The following is an 18,520-nucleotide window of genomic DNA, read 5'->3' on the forward strand; positions in this document are numbered from 1 at the left end:
TCAGTTCGTGATCGCGGCCCTGCGCAGGTCGCGTGCGCGGGTGAGGATGATGTCTTCCAGCTTCTGCACGGTCGCGGCCTGCACCGGCGATTCGACCCACTGGCCGTTCTGGTTGACTTCGCGAAGCGCTGCGACCCGGAGGCCATCGGCGCGCAGATCCTGGTCTAGGATCGTCACCGTGACCTTCATCCGCTCGGTCGGCGCGGCCGGGTTTACATACCAGTCGGTGACGATCACGCCGCCGTTGGAATCGGTCTGGAGAAGCGGCATGAAGCTCAGCGTGTCGAGGCTGGCGCGCCACAGATAGGCGTTGACGCCGATGGTGGTGATCTTCGACGGCGCCAACGCCGCCGATTTGGGATGACCACCCTTGTGGGCGCAGGCGGCAGACGACAAAAGCAGCGAGACCACGATCGCGGTGCGCAACGGGCGGGACATGGGCGGTTTCCTGAGCGTGGTCATGAAGAAGCCTGTCTCTATAGAATGTACCGGCCCCGCCGCAAGCCGCGAGCGCGACCGGCACCCTGTGGCCCGGGAACCACATGCCGGATAAATTGCGTCAGTATAGTGGCAGGCGGGAATGGAATCGTGATAGGCGCGTTCCAACTTATAAGAGCGGGTAAGCGCAAGGCTTTGCCGGCAAAGGGAAACGGGGACTGTTCGGTGATTTCGATTCGGCTGCTATCGGGAATAGGGGTGGGGGCGTTGATCGCCGTCGGCCTCGCCGTGGCGCCCGCAATCGGCGCATCGGACGATGCCAAGCTGCGTGCCGTCCGCACGACCGCGCCGGTCTATGGCGGTATCGGCGCGTTCACCCCCGCGTCGGCCGATCCCCGGCTGGCCGCGCTGCTTGCGCAGGGCGGGCTTGACCCGGCGGGTTTTCGCTTCACGCCAGCCGAATCGCATCGTGAAGGCAGCCGTGCCGTTACCGTGGCCGTGCAGGCGCGATCCTCGCGTGGGGTGCTGGCGGCGGAACGGACCAGTGGCGCGTCGGTTGCGGCGGTACAGCTCGCGCCGATCGCGTACAATCTTGGTGTTGCGGTCGGTTGGCGGCGTTTCGCCGTATCGGGTGATATGACCAAGATCGATCTTGCCGGCCTGCCGGGCAGCCGCGAGGCTACCGATGTCGGGGTGAGCTACACGGGCAAGCGCTTCAGCGGTCAGGTCAAGGCGGGAAGCGATCGGCCGCTACCGGGTGGACCGAAGCTGATCGAAGAGGCACCGGCCTATTCGCTCGACGTAGGTGGATCGTACCGGCTGACGCGGAACTTCGACGTTACCGCCGGCGTGCGCTACAAGGCCGAACACAGCGACCGGCTGGCGGACCTCAATGTCGATCGGCGCGACAGCCAGGCCGTTTATGTCGGGACCGCCTTCCGCTTCTAGGCGGTACGGTTTCGCCGTTCGCGCCGCGCGAACCGCCAATCATTTTCGCCACCATAAACGACGTAGCCCTGCATTAGCCTCGCGTTGCCGGCCGGGTTTGCGCGGGACCATCGGCACCGCTCCAGGCATCGATCGCCGCCCAGCCATGAAAGCCGAGGCCACGCAGCCGTCGGAACCGAACGCCATCCATTCCACCTAATGCAATGGCAGCGATCGGCAGCCCCCGCCCGATTGCCGCCGCTCTTGCCGGGCCGAGCGCACGCGCGCCGGGGTGCGACCGTGTCGGAAAGACCGGCGACACCAGTACCGCGTCTGCTCCGGCACGACATGCGGCGACAGCGTCTGTGCGGCGGTGCGCAGAGCGGGTCGACAATCCGTGCGCCGCAAAACCGTTGTGGACGCCGTCCTCCCGTCGCGCCAGTCTGGCGTTGCCAGCGCGCAGCAGCACCAGTCCACGCCGCCGGGCCAGCGTTGCCAATCGCGCAAACAGGGCGCGGCGTTCGGCAAGTGGCGTGGCATAATGGCGAAACACCACGCCGCTCCCACGCGGCAGCCGCGCAACTGCCTCCCATAACGCATCGCCCAGCCGCTCGTCGGTCATCAGCCAGAGCGTGGGAACGGGGTGGCGGCGCGGCATGTCGCACCCTATAGCGCCGGCGATGCCTTCCGACGATCCCGCCGCCGCGCTCGCGACCATCAACCAGGCGATCGGCCAGAGCGCGCGCCTCGCCCGCCGCGATCCCGGCGAGGTGACGCTGATCGCGATCTCCAAAACGCACCCGGCCGAGGCGATCGTGCCGCTGCTCGAAGCGGGTCAGCGCGCGTTCGGTGAAAACCGCGTGCAGGAGGCCGAGGCGAAATGGCCCGCCCTGCGCGCCCGGTTCCAGGATGTGACGCTGCATCTGGTCGGTCAGCTCCAGTCGAACAAGGCCGATGAAGCGGTTGCGCTGTTCGATGCGATTCACTCGGTCGACCGGCTGTCGCTGGTCACCGCGCTGGCCAAGGCTATGGAAAAGCAGGGCAAACGCCCCGAGTGCTACCTTCAGGTCAACATTGGTGACGAACCGCAGAAGGGCGGCTGCGCGGTCGCAGATGTGCCTGCTTTGCTCGGCGCCGCGCGGGCTGCCGGGCTGCCGGTCGTCGGGTTGATGGCGGTCCCGCCCGCCCTTGTCGAGCCGGCGCCGTACTTCGCCTTGCTCGCCAAACTGGCGCGCGATCACGATCTTACCGGCCTCAGCATGGGCATGTCGTCCGACTTTGAAACGGCGGTGACGCTCGGCGCGACGCATGTCCGCGTCGGTAGCGCGCTGTTCGGAGCACGGGCATGACGTTCGACGCGCGCAGCAAAGGCCATCAGCCTTCGGGGCTGCTGTCCGGCAAGTTCGATGCGCTGATCTTCGATTTCGACGGCGTGTTGATCGACAGCGAGGCGCTCGGCAACGCGCATCTTGCCGACTATCTCACCGGCATCGGCCATGCGATGTCGCGGCAGGAGGCGATGACGCGCTTCATGGGGTTGTCGGGACGCAGCTTCATCGACGCGATCGAAACACATATCGGCCAGCCCCTCGGTGAGGATTTCTACGCCGCGCGGGCAGAGGAGGATGCACGCGTGATGTCGGAAGGCATCGATGCCGTCGCCGGTGCAGTCGCGTTCGTGCGCGCAATGCCCGCCGATTTGCCCAAGGCGATCGCTTCGTCCAGCTCGACCGCGTGGATCGCGCGGCATCTCGATCATATCGGGCTGCGCGATGCGTTCGGCGACCACATCTACTCCGGCAAGGAGCATGTCGCCAATGGGAAGCCCGCGCCCGATCTGTACCTCCACGCCGCGCGCGCGATCGGCGTGGACATCACGCGGGCCGCAATTCTCGAGGATTCGGTCGTTGGCGCAACCGGAGCGGTAGCATCGGGCGGGTATGTGATCGGCTTCTGCGGCGGCAGCCACTGCGCGTCCGATCATGCCGAGCGGCTCCGCGCGCTTGGTGTCTCGGCGATCGCGGCCGACTTTACCGAGGTCGCCGCGTTGCTCGCCTGACGCGCGGTCCCGCGACTCGCCCATTTTGCTTCCGTTCGGACGCGCGAATCCCTATATCCTCACCATGACGACACCCATACCCGCAGCTTCCAATCAGAACGATTATGGCGCCGACTCCATCAAGGTGCTCAAGGGCCTCGATGCGGTCCGCAAGCGCCCCGGCATGTATATCGGCGATACCGATGACGGCTCCGGCCTGCATCACATGGTGTTTGAGGTGTCGGACAATGCGATTGACGAGGCGCTCGCCGGGCATTGCGACCGGATCGACATCACGCTGAACGCGGACGGCTCGGTTTCGGTCGAGGATAACGGCCGTGGTATCCCGACCGGGATCCACAGCGAGGAAGGCGTGTCGGCGGCCGAGGTCATCATGACCCAGCTTCACGCCGGCGGTAAGTTCGAGAACACCTCGGACGACAATGCGTACAAGGTGTCGGGCGGTCTGCACGGCGTCGGCGTGTCGGTGGTCAACGCGCTCTCCGAGTGGCTCGATCTGACGATCTGGCGCGACGGGCAGGAGCATTATATGCGCTTCGCATTCGGCGATGCGGTCGCCCCGCTCAAGATCGTCGGTGACGCGAACGGCAAGAAGGGTACCAAGGTGACGTTCTTCCCGTCACCCGCCACCTTCAAGATCACGGATTTCGACTTCGAAAAGCTCGAGCATCGCTACCGCGAACTGGCGTTTCTCAACTCGGGCGTGCGGCTGTTCCTCACCGACGCGCGGCATGAGGAGAGCAAGACGGTCGAGCTGTTCTACGAAGGCGGTATCGCCGCGTTCGTGAAGTATCTCGACCGCAACAAGCAGCCGCTGATGCCCGAGCCGGTGGCGATTTCCGGCACCCGCGACGACGTGACGATCGACGTCGCGCTGGAGTGGAACGATTCGTATTACGAAAACGTGCTGTGCTTCACCAACAACATTCCGCAGCGCGATGGCGGCACGCATCTTGCCGCATTCCGTGCAGCGCTGACCCGCACGCTCAACAACTATGCCGAGAAATCCGGCATGTTGAAGAAGGAGAAAGTCTCGCTCACCGGTGACGACATGCGTGAGGGATTGACCGCGATCGTCTCGGTCAAGCTGCCGGATCCGAAGTTCTCGTCGCAGACCAAGGACAAGCTCGTCTCGTCCGAGGTGCGCCAGCCGCTCGAATCGTTGATGGCGGACAAGCTCGCCGAATGGCTCGAGGAGAACCCGGCGCACGGCAAGTCGATCGTGCTCAAGATCATCGATGCCGCCGCCGCACGCGAAGCCGCCAAGAAGGCGCGCGAGCTGACCCGGCGCAAGGGCGTGATGGACATCGCCTCGCTGCCCGGCAAGCTCGCCGATTGTCAGGAGCGCGACCCCGCCAAATCCGAACTGTTCCTGGTCGAGGGCGATTCGGCCGGTGGTTCCGCCAAGCAGGGCCGTGACCGGCACTTTCAGGCGATCCTGCCGCTCAGGGGCAAGATCCTCAACGTCGAGCGCGCGCGCTTCGACCGGATGTTGTCGAGCCGCGAGATCGGCACGCTTATCCAGGCGATGGGCACCGGCATCGGCCGCGACGACTTCAAGATCGACAAACTGCGCTACCACAAGATCGTCATCATGACCGACGCGGACGTCGATGGCGCGCATATCCGCACGCTGTTGCTGACGTTCTTCTACCGGCAGATGCCCGAGATCATCACGCAAGGGCACCTCTACATCGCACAGCCGCCGCTGTACAAAGCGACGCGCGGGCGGTCGGAAGTATACCTCAAGGATGATCCCGCGCTCGACGAATATCTGGTCGAGAACGGCGTCGCCTCGACGGTGCTGGAAGGGGCTGCCGGCGGCACGCGTTCGGGCGCGGATCTGCGCAGCCTCGTCGATCATGCCCGGCGGATGCGCACCCTCATGCGCTACGTGCCACGCCGCTACGATCAGACTATCGTCGAGGCGCTGGCGATGGGTGGCGCGTTCGATCCTACCCTCGACGTGGCGGCGCGTGGTGCGCTCGTCGCTACCGTCGTGCAGGGTCTCGACGCCGCCGATCCCGAGGCGCGCTGGTCGGCCGACGTTAGCGAGGAGGGCGGCATCCACTTCAAGCGACTGTGGCGCGGCGTGACCGATCACCACATTCTCGAGGCGGCGTTCCTGATTTCTGCCGAGGCGCGCAAGCTGCACGCCCTCGCTGCCGAGAATGCGGAGGATTATACGCAGACCGCGCGGCTGGTGCCGTCGCGCGCCGCCGCGGCTGCGGCAAACGCCGCCGAGGCGGAAGCCGATGCCACCGCCATCGAGGAGGAAGGCAACGCCGAAACCGCCGCGCCGATCGCGATCGGCAAAGGCGAGTCGATGGTGGCACGGCCCTCGCAGTTGCTCGAGGCGGTTCTCGCCGCCGGTCGCAAGGGGCTGGCGATCCAGCGCTACAAGGGTCTCGGCGAGATGAACCCGGAACAGCTTTGGGAAACCACGCTCGACCCGCAGGTCCGTTCGATGCTGCGCGTCGAGGTCGAGCAGGCCGATGTCGCGGACGAGATCTTCACCCGGCTGATGGGCGACGTGGTCGAACCGCGCCGCGAGTTCATCCAGGAGAATGCGCTCAACGTCGCCAACCTCGACGTTTAAGCGCCTGGGCGACCCGCAGTCATTGCGGAGTCGCGCAGGCTCGATACAGTGCGACGAACCATAAGAGGATCAGCCGATGCGTTACCTTGCTCTCGCCGCCGTCGCCGCGTTCGTACCGGGGGCGATCCTTGCTGCACCAGTGGTATCGCCCGCGATCCAGAAGGCGCTCGCCGATCCCGCGCGTGCCGATCAGCAGCCGGATGATGCACACCGCAAACCAGCGGAGCTGCTGGCGTTCGCAGGGGTGAAGCCCGGCCAGCAGGTCGTCGACGTGCTGCCGGGCGGCGGCTATTGGACGCGGATTTTCACCGGCGTGGTCGGCTCGAGCGGCCACGTCTATGCGGTATGGCCGAAGGCTGCCGCCGCTTACGGGGCGAAGGGTGTGGCGGCGCTTCAGGCGAAGAACCTCGCCAACGTCACCGTGGCTGTCGATCCGGCGATCATCACCGTCACCAAGCCGGTCGATCTCGTCTGGACGGTCCAGAACTATCACGATCTCGCCAACAACGGCGGCGGCGAAGCGGCACTCGGCGCGTTCAACGCGGCGGTGTTCAAGGCACTGAAGCCCGGTGGCATCTACGTCGTGGTCGATCATGCCGCGCCGGCAGGCTCCGGCCTAGCGGATACCGAAACGCTGCACCGGATCGACCCCGCTGTCGTCAAGCGCGAGGTGACCAACGCGGGCTTCACGTTCGTCGGCGAATCGAAGGCGCTCGCCAATCCCGCTGACGATCACACGCTGAAGGTGTTCGACCCCGCGATCCGTGGCAAAACCGATCAGTTCGTCTACAAATTCCGACGCCCGTGACGCCGCATGCGCGGGCGCTGACGGCCTGGACGGCGGCCAGGAAAACGCCGCCGTCCCTCGAAAGGTAACCCCGCGATTACGGACGAGGGCGTCTGCGTGAAGTTCCGCGCGAACTGTGTCGATCGGCCAGCGCGCGTGCGGTTACAGCAGATAATGCCTGTTTCCGCTTCACGACGCCCACGGTCGTATCGAGCTTCCTGTCGCCATTTCCCGGGTGGATGATCGCGACGTCGAGCGATAGTTCATTGCCGGGCGTTGCCGCCGGCAGCATTCCCAGTGCGGGCCGCCGCGCGCGCATGATCGCGTGCGAAGGTGCCGAGGCCGAGATCGGTGCCGCACAGCCGGTCCCAGACCCGGAAATACAGGCCGTAATTACCCTTGTAATGCTCATGATGCCGCTGGTGATGGCTCGCGGTGATGATCCAGCGCCCGACCGGACCACGCCACAGCACCGGCGGGAACATCTCCCACCCCATGTGATTGGTGACGCCCATCACCGTCATCACGGTCAGGACGATGCCGAGTCCGATCGGGTGGATCGGGATCACGAACACCAGCAACGGCACCACCAGTGCGCCACTCAGCGATTCGGACACCGAGAACGCCATCGCCGCCCACGCCGTCGGCGGCCGGCTGGCATGGTGAACGGCATGGACGCGGCGAAACCATTTCGGCTGGTGCATCCAGCGATGCGACCAGTAAAACCAGGTGTCGTGCGCGAACATGTACAGCAGCACCGACACCGGCAGATACCATAGCGGGAAAGCGTGCAGGTCGCCGTATATGCGCGTCCAGCCGCGATCGCGCCAACCCCAGGCGACCACCCCGGCGGGCACACCGTAGATCACGGCCGCAGCAAGGCTCCAGCCGATTTCGCGGCGGATCTGCGTGTTCAGCCCCGCGTACAATCCGGGATGGCGCGCCCGCGTCGCGGCGGCGAACGCGCCGCTGACCAGCAGGTACCGCAGTCCCACGATCACCGACATGGCGAGTGCGGACAGGGAGATGGCGAGCAGTGTTGTCACGAGAACACCCGTACACGCTTGGCGCGGCATTTGCACTGTTGCGTGAATCCGCTAGGGGCAGGCGATGGCCGAAGTCCACCACTGCGACCTTGCGATCGTCGGCGGCGGCCTCGCAGGCGGTCTGCTCGCGCTCGCGATTCACCAGCGCCGCCCCGATCTCGATCTGCGCCTTGTGGAGGAGAGCGATCGCTTCGGCGGCAACCACGTCTGGTCGTTCTTCGCCGCCGATGTCGCGCCGGAGAATCGCTGGCTGATCGCGCCGCTCGTCAGTTACGGCTGGGCTGGGTATGACGTTGTTTTCCCTGGTCACGCACGCACCATCGACCAACATTATTACTCGATCGAATCGGAACGGCTCGACCAGCGCATCCGCCAGCGGCTCGCACCGGCCGCGCTGATGACCGGGCAGCGTGTCCTGGCGGTCGCGCGCGACGGCGTGATGCTGGCGGGCGGTGACCGGATCGCCGCCAAGGGTGTGATCGATGCGCGCGGCCCGGCTGATCTGGGCCAGCTCGATCTCGGCTGGCAGAAGTTTGTCGGCCACGAATATGACCTTGCCGATCCCCACGGGATCGACCGGCCAACCGTCATGGATGCCACCGTATCGCAGGCGGAGGGGTATCGCTTCGTCTATTGTCTGCCATTCATGGCGACACGGATGTTCATCGAGGACACCTATTATAGCGACACGCCTGACCTCGACGGGCCCGGGCTGGGCGCGCGCATCCACGCCTATGCCGCGCTCCGCGGATGGGCGCCGGAGCGGCTGCTGCGCGAGGAGGCGGGCGTGCTGCCGGTGGCGATGGACGGCGATTTCGAGAGCTATTGGAAGAGCGGCGGCGCTGGCGTTGCGAAAGCCGGTATGCGCGCCGGGCTGTTCCACCCGATGACCGGTTACTCGCTGCCCGATGCGGTGCGGCTCGCGACACTGGTGGCTGGGACGGGCGATCTGTCGGGTGCGGCGCTGCATGATCTTACCTTGGATCACGCACGTCAGCTGTGGCGTGCGCGGGGCTTCTATCGTATTCTCGCACGGATGTTGTTTCGTGCCGCCGAGCCGGCGGAACGTTACCGCGTCCTCGAACGCTTCTACCGTCTCGATCCGGGCCTGATCGGGCGCTTCTACGCAGGAAACACGACGATGCCGGACAAGATCCGTATCCTTTCCGGCAAGCCGCCGGTGCCGATCACGCGCGCTGTCGCCGCGCTCGCCGGCTTTGGCGGGGGTGCGCGTTGATGCCGCCGGTGACACGCTCCGCGATCGTGGTCGGCGCCGGCTTCGGCGGGCTGGCGCTCGGCATCCGCCTGCAATCGGCGGGCATCGACACGACCATCGTCGAGGCGCGCGACAAGGCCGGCGGCCGCGCGTACGTCTGGGAGCGCGACGGCTTCACCTTCGACGCCGGCCCGACCGTTATTACCGATCCGGCGTGCCTCAGCGAGCTATGGGCACTGAGCGGCCGCGACATGGCCGAGGACGTGTCGCTGGTGCCGGTCACCCCGTTCTACCGGCTCAACTGGGCGGACGGCGTCAGCTTCGATTATTCCAACGACGACCCCGCGCTCACCGCCGAGATTGCCAAGCTTAATCCGGACGATGTCGCCGGCTACCGCAAATTCCTCGATTATGCCGCCGGCGTGTACGAGGAAGGGTATGTAAAGCTCGGCGCCAAGGCGTTCCTGGATTTCGCGTCGATGATCAAGGCGGCGCCCGCGCTGGCGCGTTATCAGGCGTGGCGTTCGGTCTATTCGGTGGTTTCGTCGTTCGTGAAGGACGAGCATCTCCGTCAGGCGCTGTCGTTTCACACGCTGTTGGTCGGCGGCAACCCGATGACGACCAGCGCGATCTACGCGTTGATCCACAAGCTGGAACGCGACGGCGGTGTATGGTTCGCACAAGGCGGTACCAATCGGCTGATCGCCGGGATGGTGACGCATTTCGAGCGGCTGGGCGGCGTGCTGCGGCTGAACGATGCCGCTACCAGCATTGAGACGGTGGGAGACCGCGCCACCGGCGTCACCACCGCCAGTGGCTGGTCGGCGCAGGCGGACATGATTGCCTGCAACGGTGACGTGATGCACGTCTACCGCGATCTGCTCAAAACCTCGCGCAGCGCGCAACGCACCAAGAAGCGGCTCGACCGCAAGCGCTATTCGCCGTCGCTGTTCGTCGTGCATTTCGGCATCAAGGGCACGTGGCCGGGCATCCCGCACCACATGATCCTGTTCGGACCGCGCTATAAGGGGCTGCTCGCCGACATCTACGATCACGGCGTGCTGCCGGAGGACTTCTCGCTGTACCTCCACCACCCAACCGTGACCGATCCGAGCATGGCGCCGGAGGGGCATTCTACCTTCTACGCGCTCGCGCCGGTGCCGCACATGGGCAAGTTCCCGGTCGATTGGGCGGAGATCGCGCCGATCCTCGAGAAGCGCATCCTCGACGAGATCGGGCGGCGGCTGATCCCGGACATTCACGAGCGGATCGTCACCAAGTTCAGCTACACGCCGAATGATTTCGCGCAGGATCTCAACGCGCATCTCGGCAGTGCGTTTTCGCTGGAACCGATCCTCACGCAGAGCGCGTGGTTCCGCGTCCACAACCGTGACGACCAGATCCCGAACCTGTACTTCGTCGGTGCCGGCACGCATCCCGGCGCGGGCATCCCCGGCGTGGTGGGAAGCGCCAAGGCGACGGCGGCGTTGATGCTGGAGGAACTGCGGTGATGAAGCGGCTGGCGGTATATTGCGGATCGGCCTCGCCGGCGGATCCCGTCTATATCGAATCGGCGCGCGCGGTCGGGCGCACGCTGGCGGAGCGTGGCATCGGCGTGGTGTACGGTGGCGGTCGCCTTGGCCTGATGGGTGCGGTCGCCGATGGCGCGCTAGCGGCGGGTGGCGAGGTGATCGGCATCATCCCGACCGCGCTGGTGAATGCTGAAGTTGCACACAAAGGCTGCACGGAGCTGCACGTCGTCGAGACGATGCACCAACGCAAGCAGGCGTTCACCGATTTGTCGGACGGTTTCATCAACCTGCCCGGCGGCACCGGCACGATGGACGAATTGTGGGAAGCTCTGAGCTGGGCGCAGATCGGCTATCACGCCAAGCCGGTCGGGTTGCTCAATGTGGCGGGTTATTACGATCACCTCATCGCCTTCGTCGCGAAGATGGGCGAGGTCGGTTTCCTGCGTCCGCAGCATCAGAATATCCTGATCGTCGACGACACGCTCGACGGGTTGCTCGCCAAGATGGCGGCGCATGAGCCGGTCGAGACCATCACCAAGATGCGCAAGTCGGACCTGTAACGGGTGCGATCCGGCGCCGTAGCCAGCCGTAGCGCGACGGTTGCCGCCGCGCAGCGCTCGATTGCGCTTGGATCGAAGAGCTTTGCCGCCGCCAGCCGGCTGTTCGATCGTGAGACGCGCGAGCGGGCATGGCTGCTCTATGCCTGGTGTCGCGCCTGCGACGATATCGCCGACGGACAGGACCATGGCGGCGACCTGACCCGCGTTACGGACCCGCAGGCGCGGCTGGCGGAGATTACCGCCAAGACCGAAACTGCGCTGGCGGGGAAGGTGGTCGGCGATCCGCCATTTGACGCACTGCGGATCGTCGCCGCCGAAACGAACATGCCGCACCGTTTCGCGCGGGATCTGATCGCCGGTTTCGCGCTCGATGCGGAGGATTGGCGACCGCGTAGCGAGGGCGATCTGTACCGGTACTGCTACCATGTCGCGGGCGTGGTCGGCTGCATGATGGCGGTGGTGATGGGCGTCTCGCCAGACGATGACGCGACGCTCGACCGCGCGTGCGATCTCGGCATGGCATTCCAACTCGCCAACATCGCGCGCGACATAGAGGAGGATGATCGCGGTGGGCGCTGTTACCTGCCGGTCGAATGGCTGGTGGAGATGGACTTCCCGCCCGGCCAGCACATGAAACCGCCGTTTCGCAAGCGTTTAGCCGTGTTGTCGCGCCGTCTCGCCGATCGCGCCGCCGCGTTTGAGGAGAGTGCGCGCCACGGCGCGCCCGTACTGCCGTTCCGCTCTGCCTGGGCAGTGCTGTCGGCGGCGGCGATCTATGGCGCGATCGGGCAAAAGGTGGCGGAGCGTGGCGAGCATGCGTGGGACCACCGCGTCACCACCTCGACGGGGGAGAAGGTGCGCTTCATCCTGCGTGGGCTGGCGGAGGCGCGGACCAGGGCGGTGCGGTATCCGCCGACGGAGCGCCCGGCTACGCTGTGGCAACGGCCACGCTAATGCGCGCTCAGAGCCTTCCGAACGCGGCTTCGTAGCCGCTACGATCGCCTGCGGTGAGCAGCCGCGCCTGTTCGATCCACCGATCACGCGCCATGCGGCCTTGGAACGCGCCAAGCCGCGCGTCGAGCGCTTCCGCTTCCGCGGGGCTGAGATCGGCGATCTGGTCGACGCGGGTGTAGCCGAGTTCGGCAAGCGTGCTGGCAAGCTTGGGGCCGAGACCTTTCAACTGCGTCAGTTCCGATGCGCTGGACGCCGCCGGAGCAGCGACCGGGGTCACGACAGAGACCGGTTCGACCGTGGGTTCCGCAGCGGGCGGGGCCGGCGGCACAGCGGCGGCGGCAGGCTCGGAAATGCTCTCGGCATGTGGTGGCGGCGCAGGTGGTGTGATCGGTTCCGCGTCGCGGCGGACCGGGGAGGTGGCGGGAACGTCGCTGCCCAACGGCGCTTCGACAGCAGGCGGGGCGGTCGCGCCCGCCTCCTCGGCGATCTCGCGATTCTCGGCGACCTGTCGGTCGGCCTGGCGGCGGCGGCGGCGCAGCACGCTGCCCCACCAGATGATGAGGATCGCAGCCGCAGCGAGCACGATCATCAGCACGATGTGGACCATGGTGATCGGCCCCATCAGATCGATCGAGGCGGTGCTGTGCTGGGCGCTCGTCGTGGTGTCCATACTATAGCTCCGTTGGGGTGGGCGGGCTCTTAACGCAACGGCACGCGATTAGTCGCGTGCCAGCGCCTCGGCGATCAGCCTGCGCGAGTTTGCGATGCCGTACAGCGCGATGAAACTGCCCATGCGCGGGCCCTGGCTTGAGCCGAGCAACGTCTCGTACAACGCCTTGAACCAGTCGCGCAGCGTCGCGAAACCGCCGACGCCGGCAAACTGCGTCTTGCCGATCTCGTAGACGATGTTCTGGATCGCCTCGGCATCGCCATCCGCCGGCAGTGCCGCCAATTCGTGATCGAGCCGTTCGAGCGCGGCCCGCTCCACCGCATCGGGCGCGCGTTTCACCAGCGTCGGCGCGACGAAATCGCGGCCATAGGCGATCGCGTAGCCGATCATCCGGTCGAGTTCTGGATATACCTCGGGCGTCGCATCCGGCACGTAATTGGCGAGGTACCCCCACACCTGCTCGCTCGTGGCCTCGCCCATCACGCTGACGAGGTTGAGCAGCAGCCCGAACGTCACCGGCAACGCACCCTCCGGCAGCTTGCCGTCGTGAATGTGATGCACCGGATTGCCGAGCCGTTCCTTCACGGTCTGCCCGGCATAGTTGCCGCAGAACTGCCAGTATTCGTCCACCGCGCGCGGGATCACGCCCATGTGCAGCGACTTGGCCTTCTTCGGCTCGCGATACGCGAAGAAGGCGAGGCTTTCGGGCGAGCCATAGGTCAGCCATTGTTCGATCGACAGGCCATTGCCCTTCGACTTGGAGATCTTCTCGCCCTTTTCATCGAGGAACATCTCGTAGTTGAACCCCTCGGGCGGGCGGCCGCCAAGCACGCGGCAGATCTTGGAGGACTGCGTGACCGAATCGATCAGATCCTTGCCCGCCATCTCATAATCGACGCCGAGCGCGACCCAGCGCATCGCCCAATCGACCTTCCATTGCAGCTTGGCATGGCCGCCGAGGACGGTCTGGGTGATGCGTTCGCCGTCCGCGTCGGTGAAGGCGATCAGACCGCCGTCGGCATCGATCACCTCGACCGGCACCTGCAACACGATGCCCGACTTGGGGCTGACCGGCAGCACCGGCGAATAGGTCGCGCGGCGATCCGCGCCCAATGTCGGCAGCATCACGTCCAGGATCGCCTGATAGTGGCGCAGCGCGCCCTTCAGCGCGTCGTCGAAGCGGCCGTCGGCATAATAGTCGGTCGAGGAGGCGAACTCGTATTGAAAGCCGTAATCGTCGAGAAAGGCGCGCAGCCGCGCGTTGTTGTGCGCGGCGAAGCTGTCGTGCGTGCCGAACGGATCGGGGATGCGCGACAACGGCTTGCCGAGATGTTCGGCGAGCATCGCCTTGTTGGGCACATTGTCCGGCACCTTGCGCAGGCCGTCCATATCGTCGCTGAACGCGATCAGGCGGGTTGGCTGGTCCGACAGCGCGTGAAAGGCGTTGCGCACCATCGTCGTGCGCAGCACTTCGTTGAACGTGCCGATGTGCGGCAGCCCCGATGGGCCGTAGCCGGTTTCGAAGATGATGGCCGCACCGTCCGGCTTGCCGTTCGGATAGCGCTTGAGCAGTTTGCGTGCTTCCTCGTAGGGCCAGGCTTTGGATTCGAGGGCGGCGGCGCGGATGTCGTCTGTCATGGTGCGAGCGGACTAGCGCGATCGCGCGCGCGCGTCACCCCGGCGTGCGTTTCGTTATGTCACGCGGATGTGTTAGGGACGTGCCATCGTCGGCACCGCTTCTCGTGTAAGCGCCGGCGGCTGAGAGACTCGTGCTCCCGCTTACCAGCCGGGGACCCGATTCATGATCCAGCTTCACACCCTTTCGTTCCGTGAGGCGCGTTGATGTCGCGCGCAGTCCAGATCGACGCCCCGCGCGAGGATGTCGTCGCGATGTGCGCGAAGCGCGGCGTGACGATCAGCGCGATCGAATCTTTGGTGTCCGGTGGCACGCGCGTCGTGCTGAACACCGGCGCCGATGCCGAGATCATCCGCACCGCCTATCGCACCAAGATCATCACCGCGCCGGTGGTCCGCGCGAAATGGGCGCAGGTCTGACACCTCAGCCCGCTAACCTTATCGGAGAAACACGATGGCCAAAGGCCAGAAGAAGAGCAACCGCGAGGTCCGCAAGCCCAAGAAGGAGACGGTCAAGAAGCCGCTCGCCGAGCCCTCGTCCAAGAACGCGGTCAAGACGGATATCAAGGCGTGAGCGGCTCGGCACCCGAGAAGGGTACGGTCGCGCGCGTTCGAACTCGCGCGCGGCGGTGGTTGCCGCAGCGTCGACGATATTCGCCGCACGCTGGTGCGGGAACGCCACGACAGCGTGCTGTCGCATCTCAGCGCGCCATCGCTGGTGCGGCAGTTGCGCGTGGCGCTGGCGGGATGATGCCGCGACGTTGACCGGCAGCGGTTGCCATTCTGTTCCGAACCGTTATTTCTGACTTGTGCTGCCGCATCCCGCCCTCCACGCCAGCCACGGCGGCATCTGGATCGCCGATGCGGATGGCACGCGGCCGATCGGGCGGGGCGAGGCGATCCGCATCGCCGCCGACACGCCGGTGATCCTGCTCAACGCGCCGCTGGTGGCGCAGCGGCTTGGCTATGCGGAATTGTCGGGTCTCGACGTGCTCGAACTGTTCGCGTTGCTGTTCCCGGCGCGCTTCATGGTGCCGACGCCCAAGGGGCTCGCGCGGGCGGCCGGACTCGACGCGCCGGCGAGCGACGGCGACGTCGCCGCGTTCCTGCGGCGTGCCGCCTCGGCGTTGCTCGATGTGACCGAGGGCGACTGGCCCGAGCGCGAAGGCGCGTGGAGCGCGACGCAGAACCTCGGCCGATTGCGCTGGCCGTGGGCGCCGATCCTGGCGGCGCGGCTGCACCGCCCGGCGACGGCGGAGCGCTGGCTGTTCACCAAGCTTCCCGAATGGTCGGAAAGCGCACCGCGTCCCGCGCCGCGCACCGTCACGCTCGGCGTGGAGGAAACCGCCGCGCGGCTCGCCCATCTCACCGGCAGCGCCGCCGAGGAACGCGTCGGCCAGCGCGCCTTCGCACAGGCCGCGACTGAGGCGTTCGCGCCGCGTATGGTCCGCGACGCGCCCAATCTCGTGCTGGCGGAGGCAGGGACGGGCATCGGCAAGACGCTCGGCTATCTCGCGCCCGCGTCGCTGTGGGCGGAGAAGGCGGGCGGGGCGGTGTGGGTGTCGACCTATACCAAGGCGCTGCAACGCCAGTTGGCCGCCGAGACCACGCGGCTGTTCCCCGATCCGGCCGAGCGGCGGCTCAAGGTGGTGACACGCAAGGGCCGCGAGAACTACCTTTGCCTGCTCAACCTGGAGGATGCCTTGCAGGGCGGGTTCGCCGGGCGCGCCGCCATCCTCGCGCAACTGGTCGCGCGCTGGGCGGCGTATAGCGCGGATGGCGACATGGTCGGCGGCGATCTGCCCGGCTGGCTGACGACCTTGTTCCGCCGCGCCGGTCACACCGCACTGACCGACCGGCGCGGCGAGTGCGTTTATGCCGGCTGCCCGCACTACCGCAAATGCTTCATCGAGCGCGCCGCGCGCGCCAGTGTCGAGGCGGATATCGTCATCGCCAACCATGCGTTGGTGATGGTCAATGCGGTGCGCGGGCGCGAACTCAACACGCGGCCGACCCGCTATGTGTTCGACGAGGGGCATCACCTGTTCGATGCCGCCGACATGATGTTCTCGACCGCGCTGACCGGTCAGGAAACAATCGAGCTACGCCGCTGGCTGCTCGGCCCCGAATCGGGCGGGCGCGGGCGGCGGCGTGGGCTGGCGGCGCGGCTGTCCGACGTGGCGAGCGATGACGAGGCGGGGGCGCTCGCCATCGCCGATGCGGTCAAGGCGGCGGGCGCGCTCGCCGCCGACGGCTGGTTACAACGGCTGGCGGAGGGCGCGCCGTTCGGACCCGTAGAGCATCTTCTCGCCGCCGTGCGCGGGCTGACCTATGCGCGCGCCGAGACGGATGGTGATGCGGGGTATGGTCTCGAAACCGAACTGGTCGAACCTGACGCGGCGTTGGTCGAGGCGGCGGGGCAGGCGGCGCATGCGCTCGATGCGTTGGTGCGGCCGCTGGTCGCGCTCGGCCGGCGGCTGGAGGCGGTGCTGGCGGATGCGCCTGACTGGATGGATGCGCCCGCGCGCGCGCGGATCGAGGGCGCGATCGCCTCGCTCGGCTGGCGAGCGGAGACGGTGGCATCGTGGCTGGCGCTGCTCGCCCGCGTCGGCGGCCCGGCGGCGGAGCAGTTCGTCGACTGGCTGATCGTCAACCGCATCGAGGGGCGCGATTACGATATCGGCCTGCTGCGCCACTGGCTCGACCCTTCCAAGCCCTTCGCCGAGGTGGTGCTGCGGCCTGCGCACGGTGCGCTCGTCACGTCGGCCACGCTGCGCGGCGGGGGCGCCGACGCGAACGAGGGGTGGGACGTGGCAGAGGCGCGCAGCGGTGCGCAGCATCTGATTCGCCCCGGCTCCCGCTTCTCTGCGCAAAGCCCGTTCGATTACGCCAACCACGCGCAAGTGCTGATCGTCACCGACGTCAAGCGCGGCGATCTCGGCGGCCTCGCCAACGCCTATGCGCGACTAGCGCTGGCGAGCGGCGGTGGGATGCTCGGGCTGTTCACCGCGATTCGCCGGCTGCGTGCAGTTCACGCCCGCATCGCCGACCGGCTCGCCCGCGAAGGGCTGCCGCTCTACGCGCAGCATGTCGATCCGATCGACACCGGCACGCTGGTCGATATCTTCCGCGACGATCTCTCCGCCTCCTTGCTCGGCACCGATGCGTTGCGGGACGGGGTGGACGTGCCGGGGCGTTCGCTGCGGCTGGTGGTGATGGAGGGCGTGCCCTGGCCGAAGCCGAGCGTGCTCCATGCCGCGCGCCGACTCGCGGGCGGCGGTTCCGCCTATGACGACCGCATCGTGCGGGCGCGGCTTGCACAGGCGTTCGGCCGGCTGATCCGCCGCGCTGACGATCGCGGTGCGTTCGTATTGCTATCCTCGGCGATGCCGTCGCGGCTGCTGTCAGCCTTCCCGCCCGGCGTTCCGGTAGCGCGCGTCACGCTCGATGAAGCGATCGCGCGCGTAAGACGGCTTCCTTCCGTGGTCGAATCGGGGCAAGAGGCGGTCGAGGACGCCTGACGGAGAAGGCCCGAGTTGAAAACGCTTACCCTGCTCCGCCATGCCAAATCGGGCTGGGACGATCCCGTCGCCCGCGATTTCGATCGGCCGCTCAACGGCAAGGGCAAGCGCGCGGCCGCGATGGTCGGGCGGCACCTGCGTGATCTCCGCCTGTCGTTCGATCATGTCGTCGCCTCGCCTGCGGTGCGGGTGATGGAGACGCTCGACGAGATCGAACGCGGTTATGGCCGGGCGCTGGGCATCGGGTGGGACCGCCGGCTGTATCTCGCCTCGGCGGAAACGCTGCTCGATCTTATCCAGGCGCTGCCCGATACGGCGGCCGACGTGCTGCTGGTCGGGCACAATCCGGGGCTTGAGGACCTGGTGCTGATGCTGGTGCCGGGCGGCACGGGCGATCTGCGCAGCGCGGTCGAGCTGAAGTACCCCACTGCGAGTGTCGCGCGAATGACGTTCGCGGTGGACGACTGGAGCGGCGTGACGACCGGCGGCGGTGCGCTGGCATTGTTCGTACGGCCGCGCGATCTCGACCGGACGCTGGGGCCGGACCAGGACTGATCCCGCGCGCTCCGAGCTGGG

Annotated in this window: 17 protein-coding genes; 12 read left to right on the forward strand and 5 right to left on the reverse strand. The window is 66.7% G+C overall.

Features of this window, described 5'->3' with window-relative positions; translation table 11 throughout:
• Nucleotides 1-438, reverse strand: a complete 438-nt coding sequence (locus L8F97_RS15440) for a DUF3576 domain-containing protein (protein WP_242152096.1) — start codon at nt 436-438, stop codon at nt 1-3.
• A 258-nt stretch (nt 439-696) separates the two neighbouring features.
• Between L8F97_RS15440 and L8F97_RS15445 the strand changes: the two genes are divergently transcribed.
• Nucleotides 697-1,386, forward strand: coding sequence for a hypothetical protein (locus tag L8F97_RS15445; protein WP_242152101.1), 690 nt, complete (start codon nt 697-699; stop codon nt 1,384-1,386).
• A 73-nt stretch (nt 1,387-1,459) separates the two neighbouring features.
• On the opposite strand, the gene L8F97_RS15450 is transcribed toward L8F97_RS15445, so the two are convergent.
• On the reverse strand, nt 1,460-2,023 hold the full coding sequence (locus L8F97_RS15450) for a thiamine phosphate synthase (protein ID WP_242152104.1): 564 nt from the start codon (nt 2,021-2,023) through the stop codon (nt 1,460-1,462).
• A gap of 22 nt (nt 2,024-2,045) precedes the next feature.
• Here L8F97_RS15450 and L8F97_RS15455 point away from each other — a divergent pair, with 22 nt between their 5' ends.
• The 4 genes from L8F97_RS15455 (at nt 2,046) to L8F97_RS15470 (ending at nt 6,831) form a co-directional block, all read left to right on the forward strand.
• Nucleotides 2,046-2,714 carry a YggS family pyridoxal phosphate-dependent enzyme gene (locus tag L8F97_RS15455; RefSeq protein WP_242152337.1) on the forward strand — a complete coding sequence of 223 codons (669 nt, stop codon included), beginning with the start codon at nt 2,046-2,048 and terminating at the stop codon, nt 2,712-2,714.
• A complete protein-coding gene (locus tag L8F97_RS15460) occupies nt 2,711-3,424 on the forward strand; it encodes an HAD family hydrolase (RefSeq protein ID WP_242152106.1) in 714 nt (237 codons plus the stop codon). Before L8F97_RS15455 ends, L8F97_RS15460 begins: the two co-directional genes overlap by 4 nt.
• Before the next feature lie 64 nt (nt 3,425-3,488).
• The gene (gene gyrB, locus L8F97_RS15465) at nt 3,489-6,023 is read left to right on the forward strand and encodes a DNA topoisomerase (ATP-hydrolyzing) subunit B (protein WP_242152109.1); all 2,535 of its coding nucleotides are present in this window, start codon (nt 3,489-3,491) and stop codon (nt 6,021-6,023) included.
• A 76-nt stretch (nt 6,024-6,099) separates the two neighbouring features.
• Complete coding sequence (locus L8F97_RS15470; protein ID WP_242152112.1) at nt 6,100-6,831, forward strand: class I SAM-dependent methyltransferase; 732 nt, start codon at nt 6,100-6,102, stop codon at nt 6,829-6,831.
• A 242-nt stretch (nt 6,832-7,073) separates the two neighbouring features.
• Here L8F97_RS15470 and L8F97_RS15475 read toward each other — a convergent pair whose 3' ends face one another.
• A complete protein-coding gene (locus tag L8F97_RS15475) occupies nt 7,074-7,886 on the reverse strand; it encodes a sterol desaturase family protein (RefSeq protein WP_409929052.1) in 813 nt (270 codons plus the stop codon).
• Nucleotides 7,887-7,920: 34 nt separating this feature from the next.
• Between L8F97_RS15475 and crtY the strand changes: the two genes are divergently transcribed.
• Genes crtY through L8F97_RS15495 form a run of 4 tightly spaced genes read left to right on the forward strand, consistent with a single transcriptional unit; the run spans nt 7,921 to nt 12,118 of the window.
• On the forward strand, nt 7,921-9,093 hold the full coding sequence (gene crtY, locus L8F97_RS15480) for a lycopene beta-cyclase CrtY (RefSeq protein WP_242152118.1): 1,173 nt from the start codon (nt 7,921-7,923) through the stop codon (nt 9,091-9,093).
• Entirely contained in the window at nt 9,093-10,583 is a 1,491-nt protein-coding gene (locus L8F97_RS15485; RefSeq protein WP_409929053.1) for a phytoene desaturase, read from the forward strand. Before crtY ends, L8F97_RS15485 begins: the two co-directional genes overlap by 1 nt.
• Nucleotides 10,583-11,164, forward strand: a complete 582-nt coding sequence (locus tag L8F97_RS15490; protein WP_242152340.1) for a TIGR00730 family Rossman fold protein — start codon at nt 10,583-10,585, stop codon at nt 11,162-11,164. Before L8F97_RS15485 ends, L8F97_RS15490 begins: the two co-directional genes overlap by 1 nt.
• Nucleotides 11,165-11,167: 3 nt before the next feature.
• Nucleotides 11,168-12,118, forward strand: a complete 951-nt coding sequence (locus tag L8F97_RS15495) for a phytoene/squalene synthase family protein (protein WP_242152124.1) — start codon at nt 11,168-11,170, stop codon at nt 12,116-12,118.
• A gap of 7 nt (nt 12,119-12,125) precedes the next feature.
• On the opposite strand, the gene L8F97_RS15500 is transcribed toward L8F97_RS15495, so the two are convergent.
• Nucleotides 12,126-12,788 carry a hypothetical protein gene (locus L8F97_RS15500; protein WP_242152127.1) on the reverse strand — a complete coding sequence of 221 codons (663 nt, stop codon included), beginning with the start codon at nt 12,786-12,788 and terminating at the stop codon, nt 12,126-12,128.
• A gap of 48 nt (nt 12,789-12,836) precedes the next feature.
• On the reverse strand, nt 12,837-14,426 hold the full coding sequence (locus L8F97_RS15505) for a lysine--tRNA ligase (protein ID WP_242152130.1): 1,590 nt from the start codon (nt 14,424-14,426) through the stop codon (nt 12,837-12,839).
• 204 nt (nt 14,427-14,630) lie between these two features.
• Here L8F97_RS15505 and L8F97_RS15510 point away from each other — a divergent pair, with 204 nt between their 5' ends.
• From L8F97_RS15510 to L8F97_RS15520, 3 genes are all read left to right on the forward strand, one after another.
• A complete protein-coding gene (locus L8F97_RS15510) occupies nt 14,631-14,843 on the forward strand; it encodes a hypothetical protein (RefSeq protein WP_242152132.1) in 213 nt (70 codons plus the stop codon).
• A gap of 389 nt (nt 14,844-15,232) precedes the next feature.
• On the forward strand, nt 15,233-17,944 hold the full coding sequence (locus tag L8F97_RS15515; protein ID WP_242152135.1) for an ATP-dependent DNA helicase: 2,712 nt from the start codon (nt 15,233-15,235) through the stop codon (nt 17,942-17,944).
• Between the two features lie 15 nt (nt 17,945-17,959).
• Nucleotides 17,960-18,499, forward strand: a complete 540-nt coding sequence (locus L8F97_RS15520) for a SixA phosphatase family protein (protein WP_242152137.1) — start codon at nt 17,960-17,962, stop codon at nt 18,497-18,499.
• Nucleotides 18,500-18,520 lie beyond the last annotated feature (21 nt).

Origin of the sequence: Sphingomonas sp. BAUL-RG-20F-R05-02, assembly GCF_022662305.1 — a bacterium.
Taxonomy (GTDB): Bacteria; Pseudomonadota; Alphaproteobacteria; order Sphingomonadales; family Sphingomonadaceae; genus Sphingomonas.

Excerpts from the sequence above, each read along its gene's own strand:
- L8F97_RS15440 (WP_242152096.1), bottom strand. The coding sequence starts at position 438 with ATGTCCCGCCCGTTGCGCACCGCGATCGTGGTCTCGCTGCTTTTGTCG.
- L8F97_RS15450 (WP_242152104.1), bottom strand. The coding sequence starts at position 2,023 with ATGCCGCGCCGCCACCCCGTTCCCACGCTCTGGCTGATGACCGACGAG.
- L8F97_RS15455 (WP_242152337.1), top strand. The coding sequence starts at position 2,046 with ATGCCTTCCGACGATCCCGCCGCCGCGCTCGCGACCATCAACCAGGCG.
- L8F97_RS15460 (WP_242152106.1), top strand. The coding sequence starts at position 2,711 with ATGACGTTCGACGCGCGCAGCAAAGGCCATCAGCCTTCGGGGCTGCTG.
- gyrB (WP_242152109.1), top strand. The coding sequence starts at position 3,489 with ATGACGACACCCATACCCGCAGCTTCCAATCAGAACGATTATGGCGCC.
- L8F97_RS15470 (WP_242152112.1), top strand. The coding sequence starts at position 6,100 with ATGCGTTACCTTGCTCTCGCCGCCGTCGCCGCGTTCGTACCGGGGGCG.
- L8F97_RS15475 (WP_409929052.1), bottom strand. The coding sequence starts at position 7,886 with ATGCCGCGCCAAGCGTGTACGGGTGTTCTCGTGACAACACTGCTCGCC.
- crtY (WP_242152118.1), top strand. The coding sequence starts at position 7,921 with ATGGCCGAAGTCCACCACTGCGACCTTGCGATCGTCGGCGGCGGCCTC.
- L8F97_RS15485 (WP_409929053.1), top strand. The coding sequence starts at position 9,093 with ATGCCGCCGGTGACACGCTCCGCGATCGTGGTCGGCGCCGGCTTCGGC.
- L8F97_RS15490 (WP_242152340.1), top strand. The coding sequence starts at position 10,583 with ATGAAGCGGCTGGCGGTATATTGCGGATCGGCCTCGCCGGCGGATCCC.
- L8F97_RS15500 (WP_242152127.1), bottom strand. The coding sequence starts at position 12,788 with ATGGACACCACGACGAGCGCCCAGCACAGCACCGCCTCGATCGATCTG.
- L8F97_RS15505 (WP_242152130.1), bottom strand. The coding sequence starts at position 14,426 with ATGACAGACGACATCCGCGCCGCCGCCCTCGAATCCAAAGCCTGGCCC.
- L8F97_RS15510 (WP_242152132.1), top strand. The coding sequence starts at position 14,631 with ATGTCGCGCGCAGTCCAGATCGACGCCCCGCGCGAGGATGTCGTCGCG.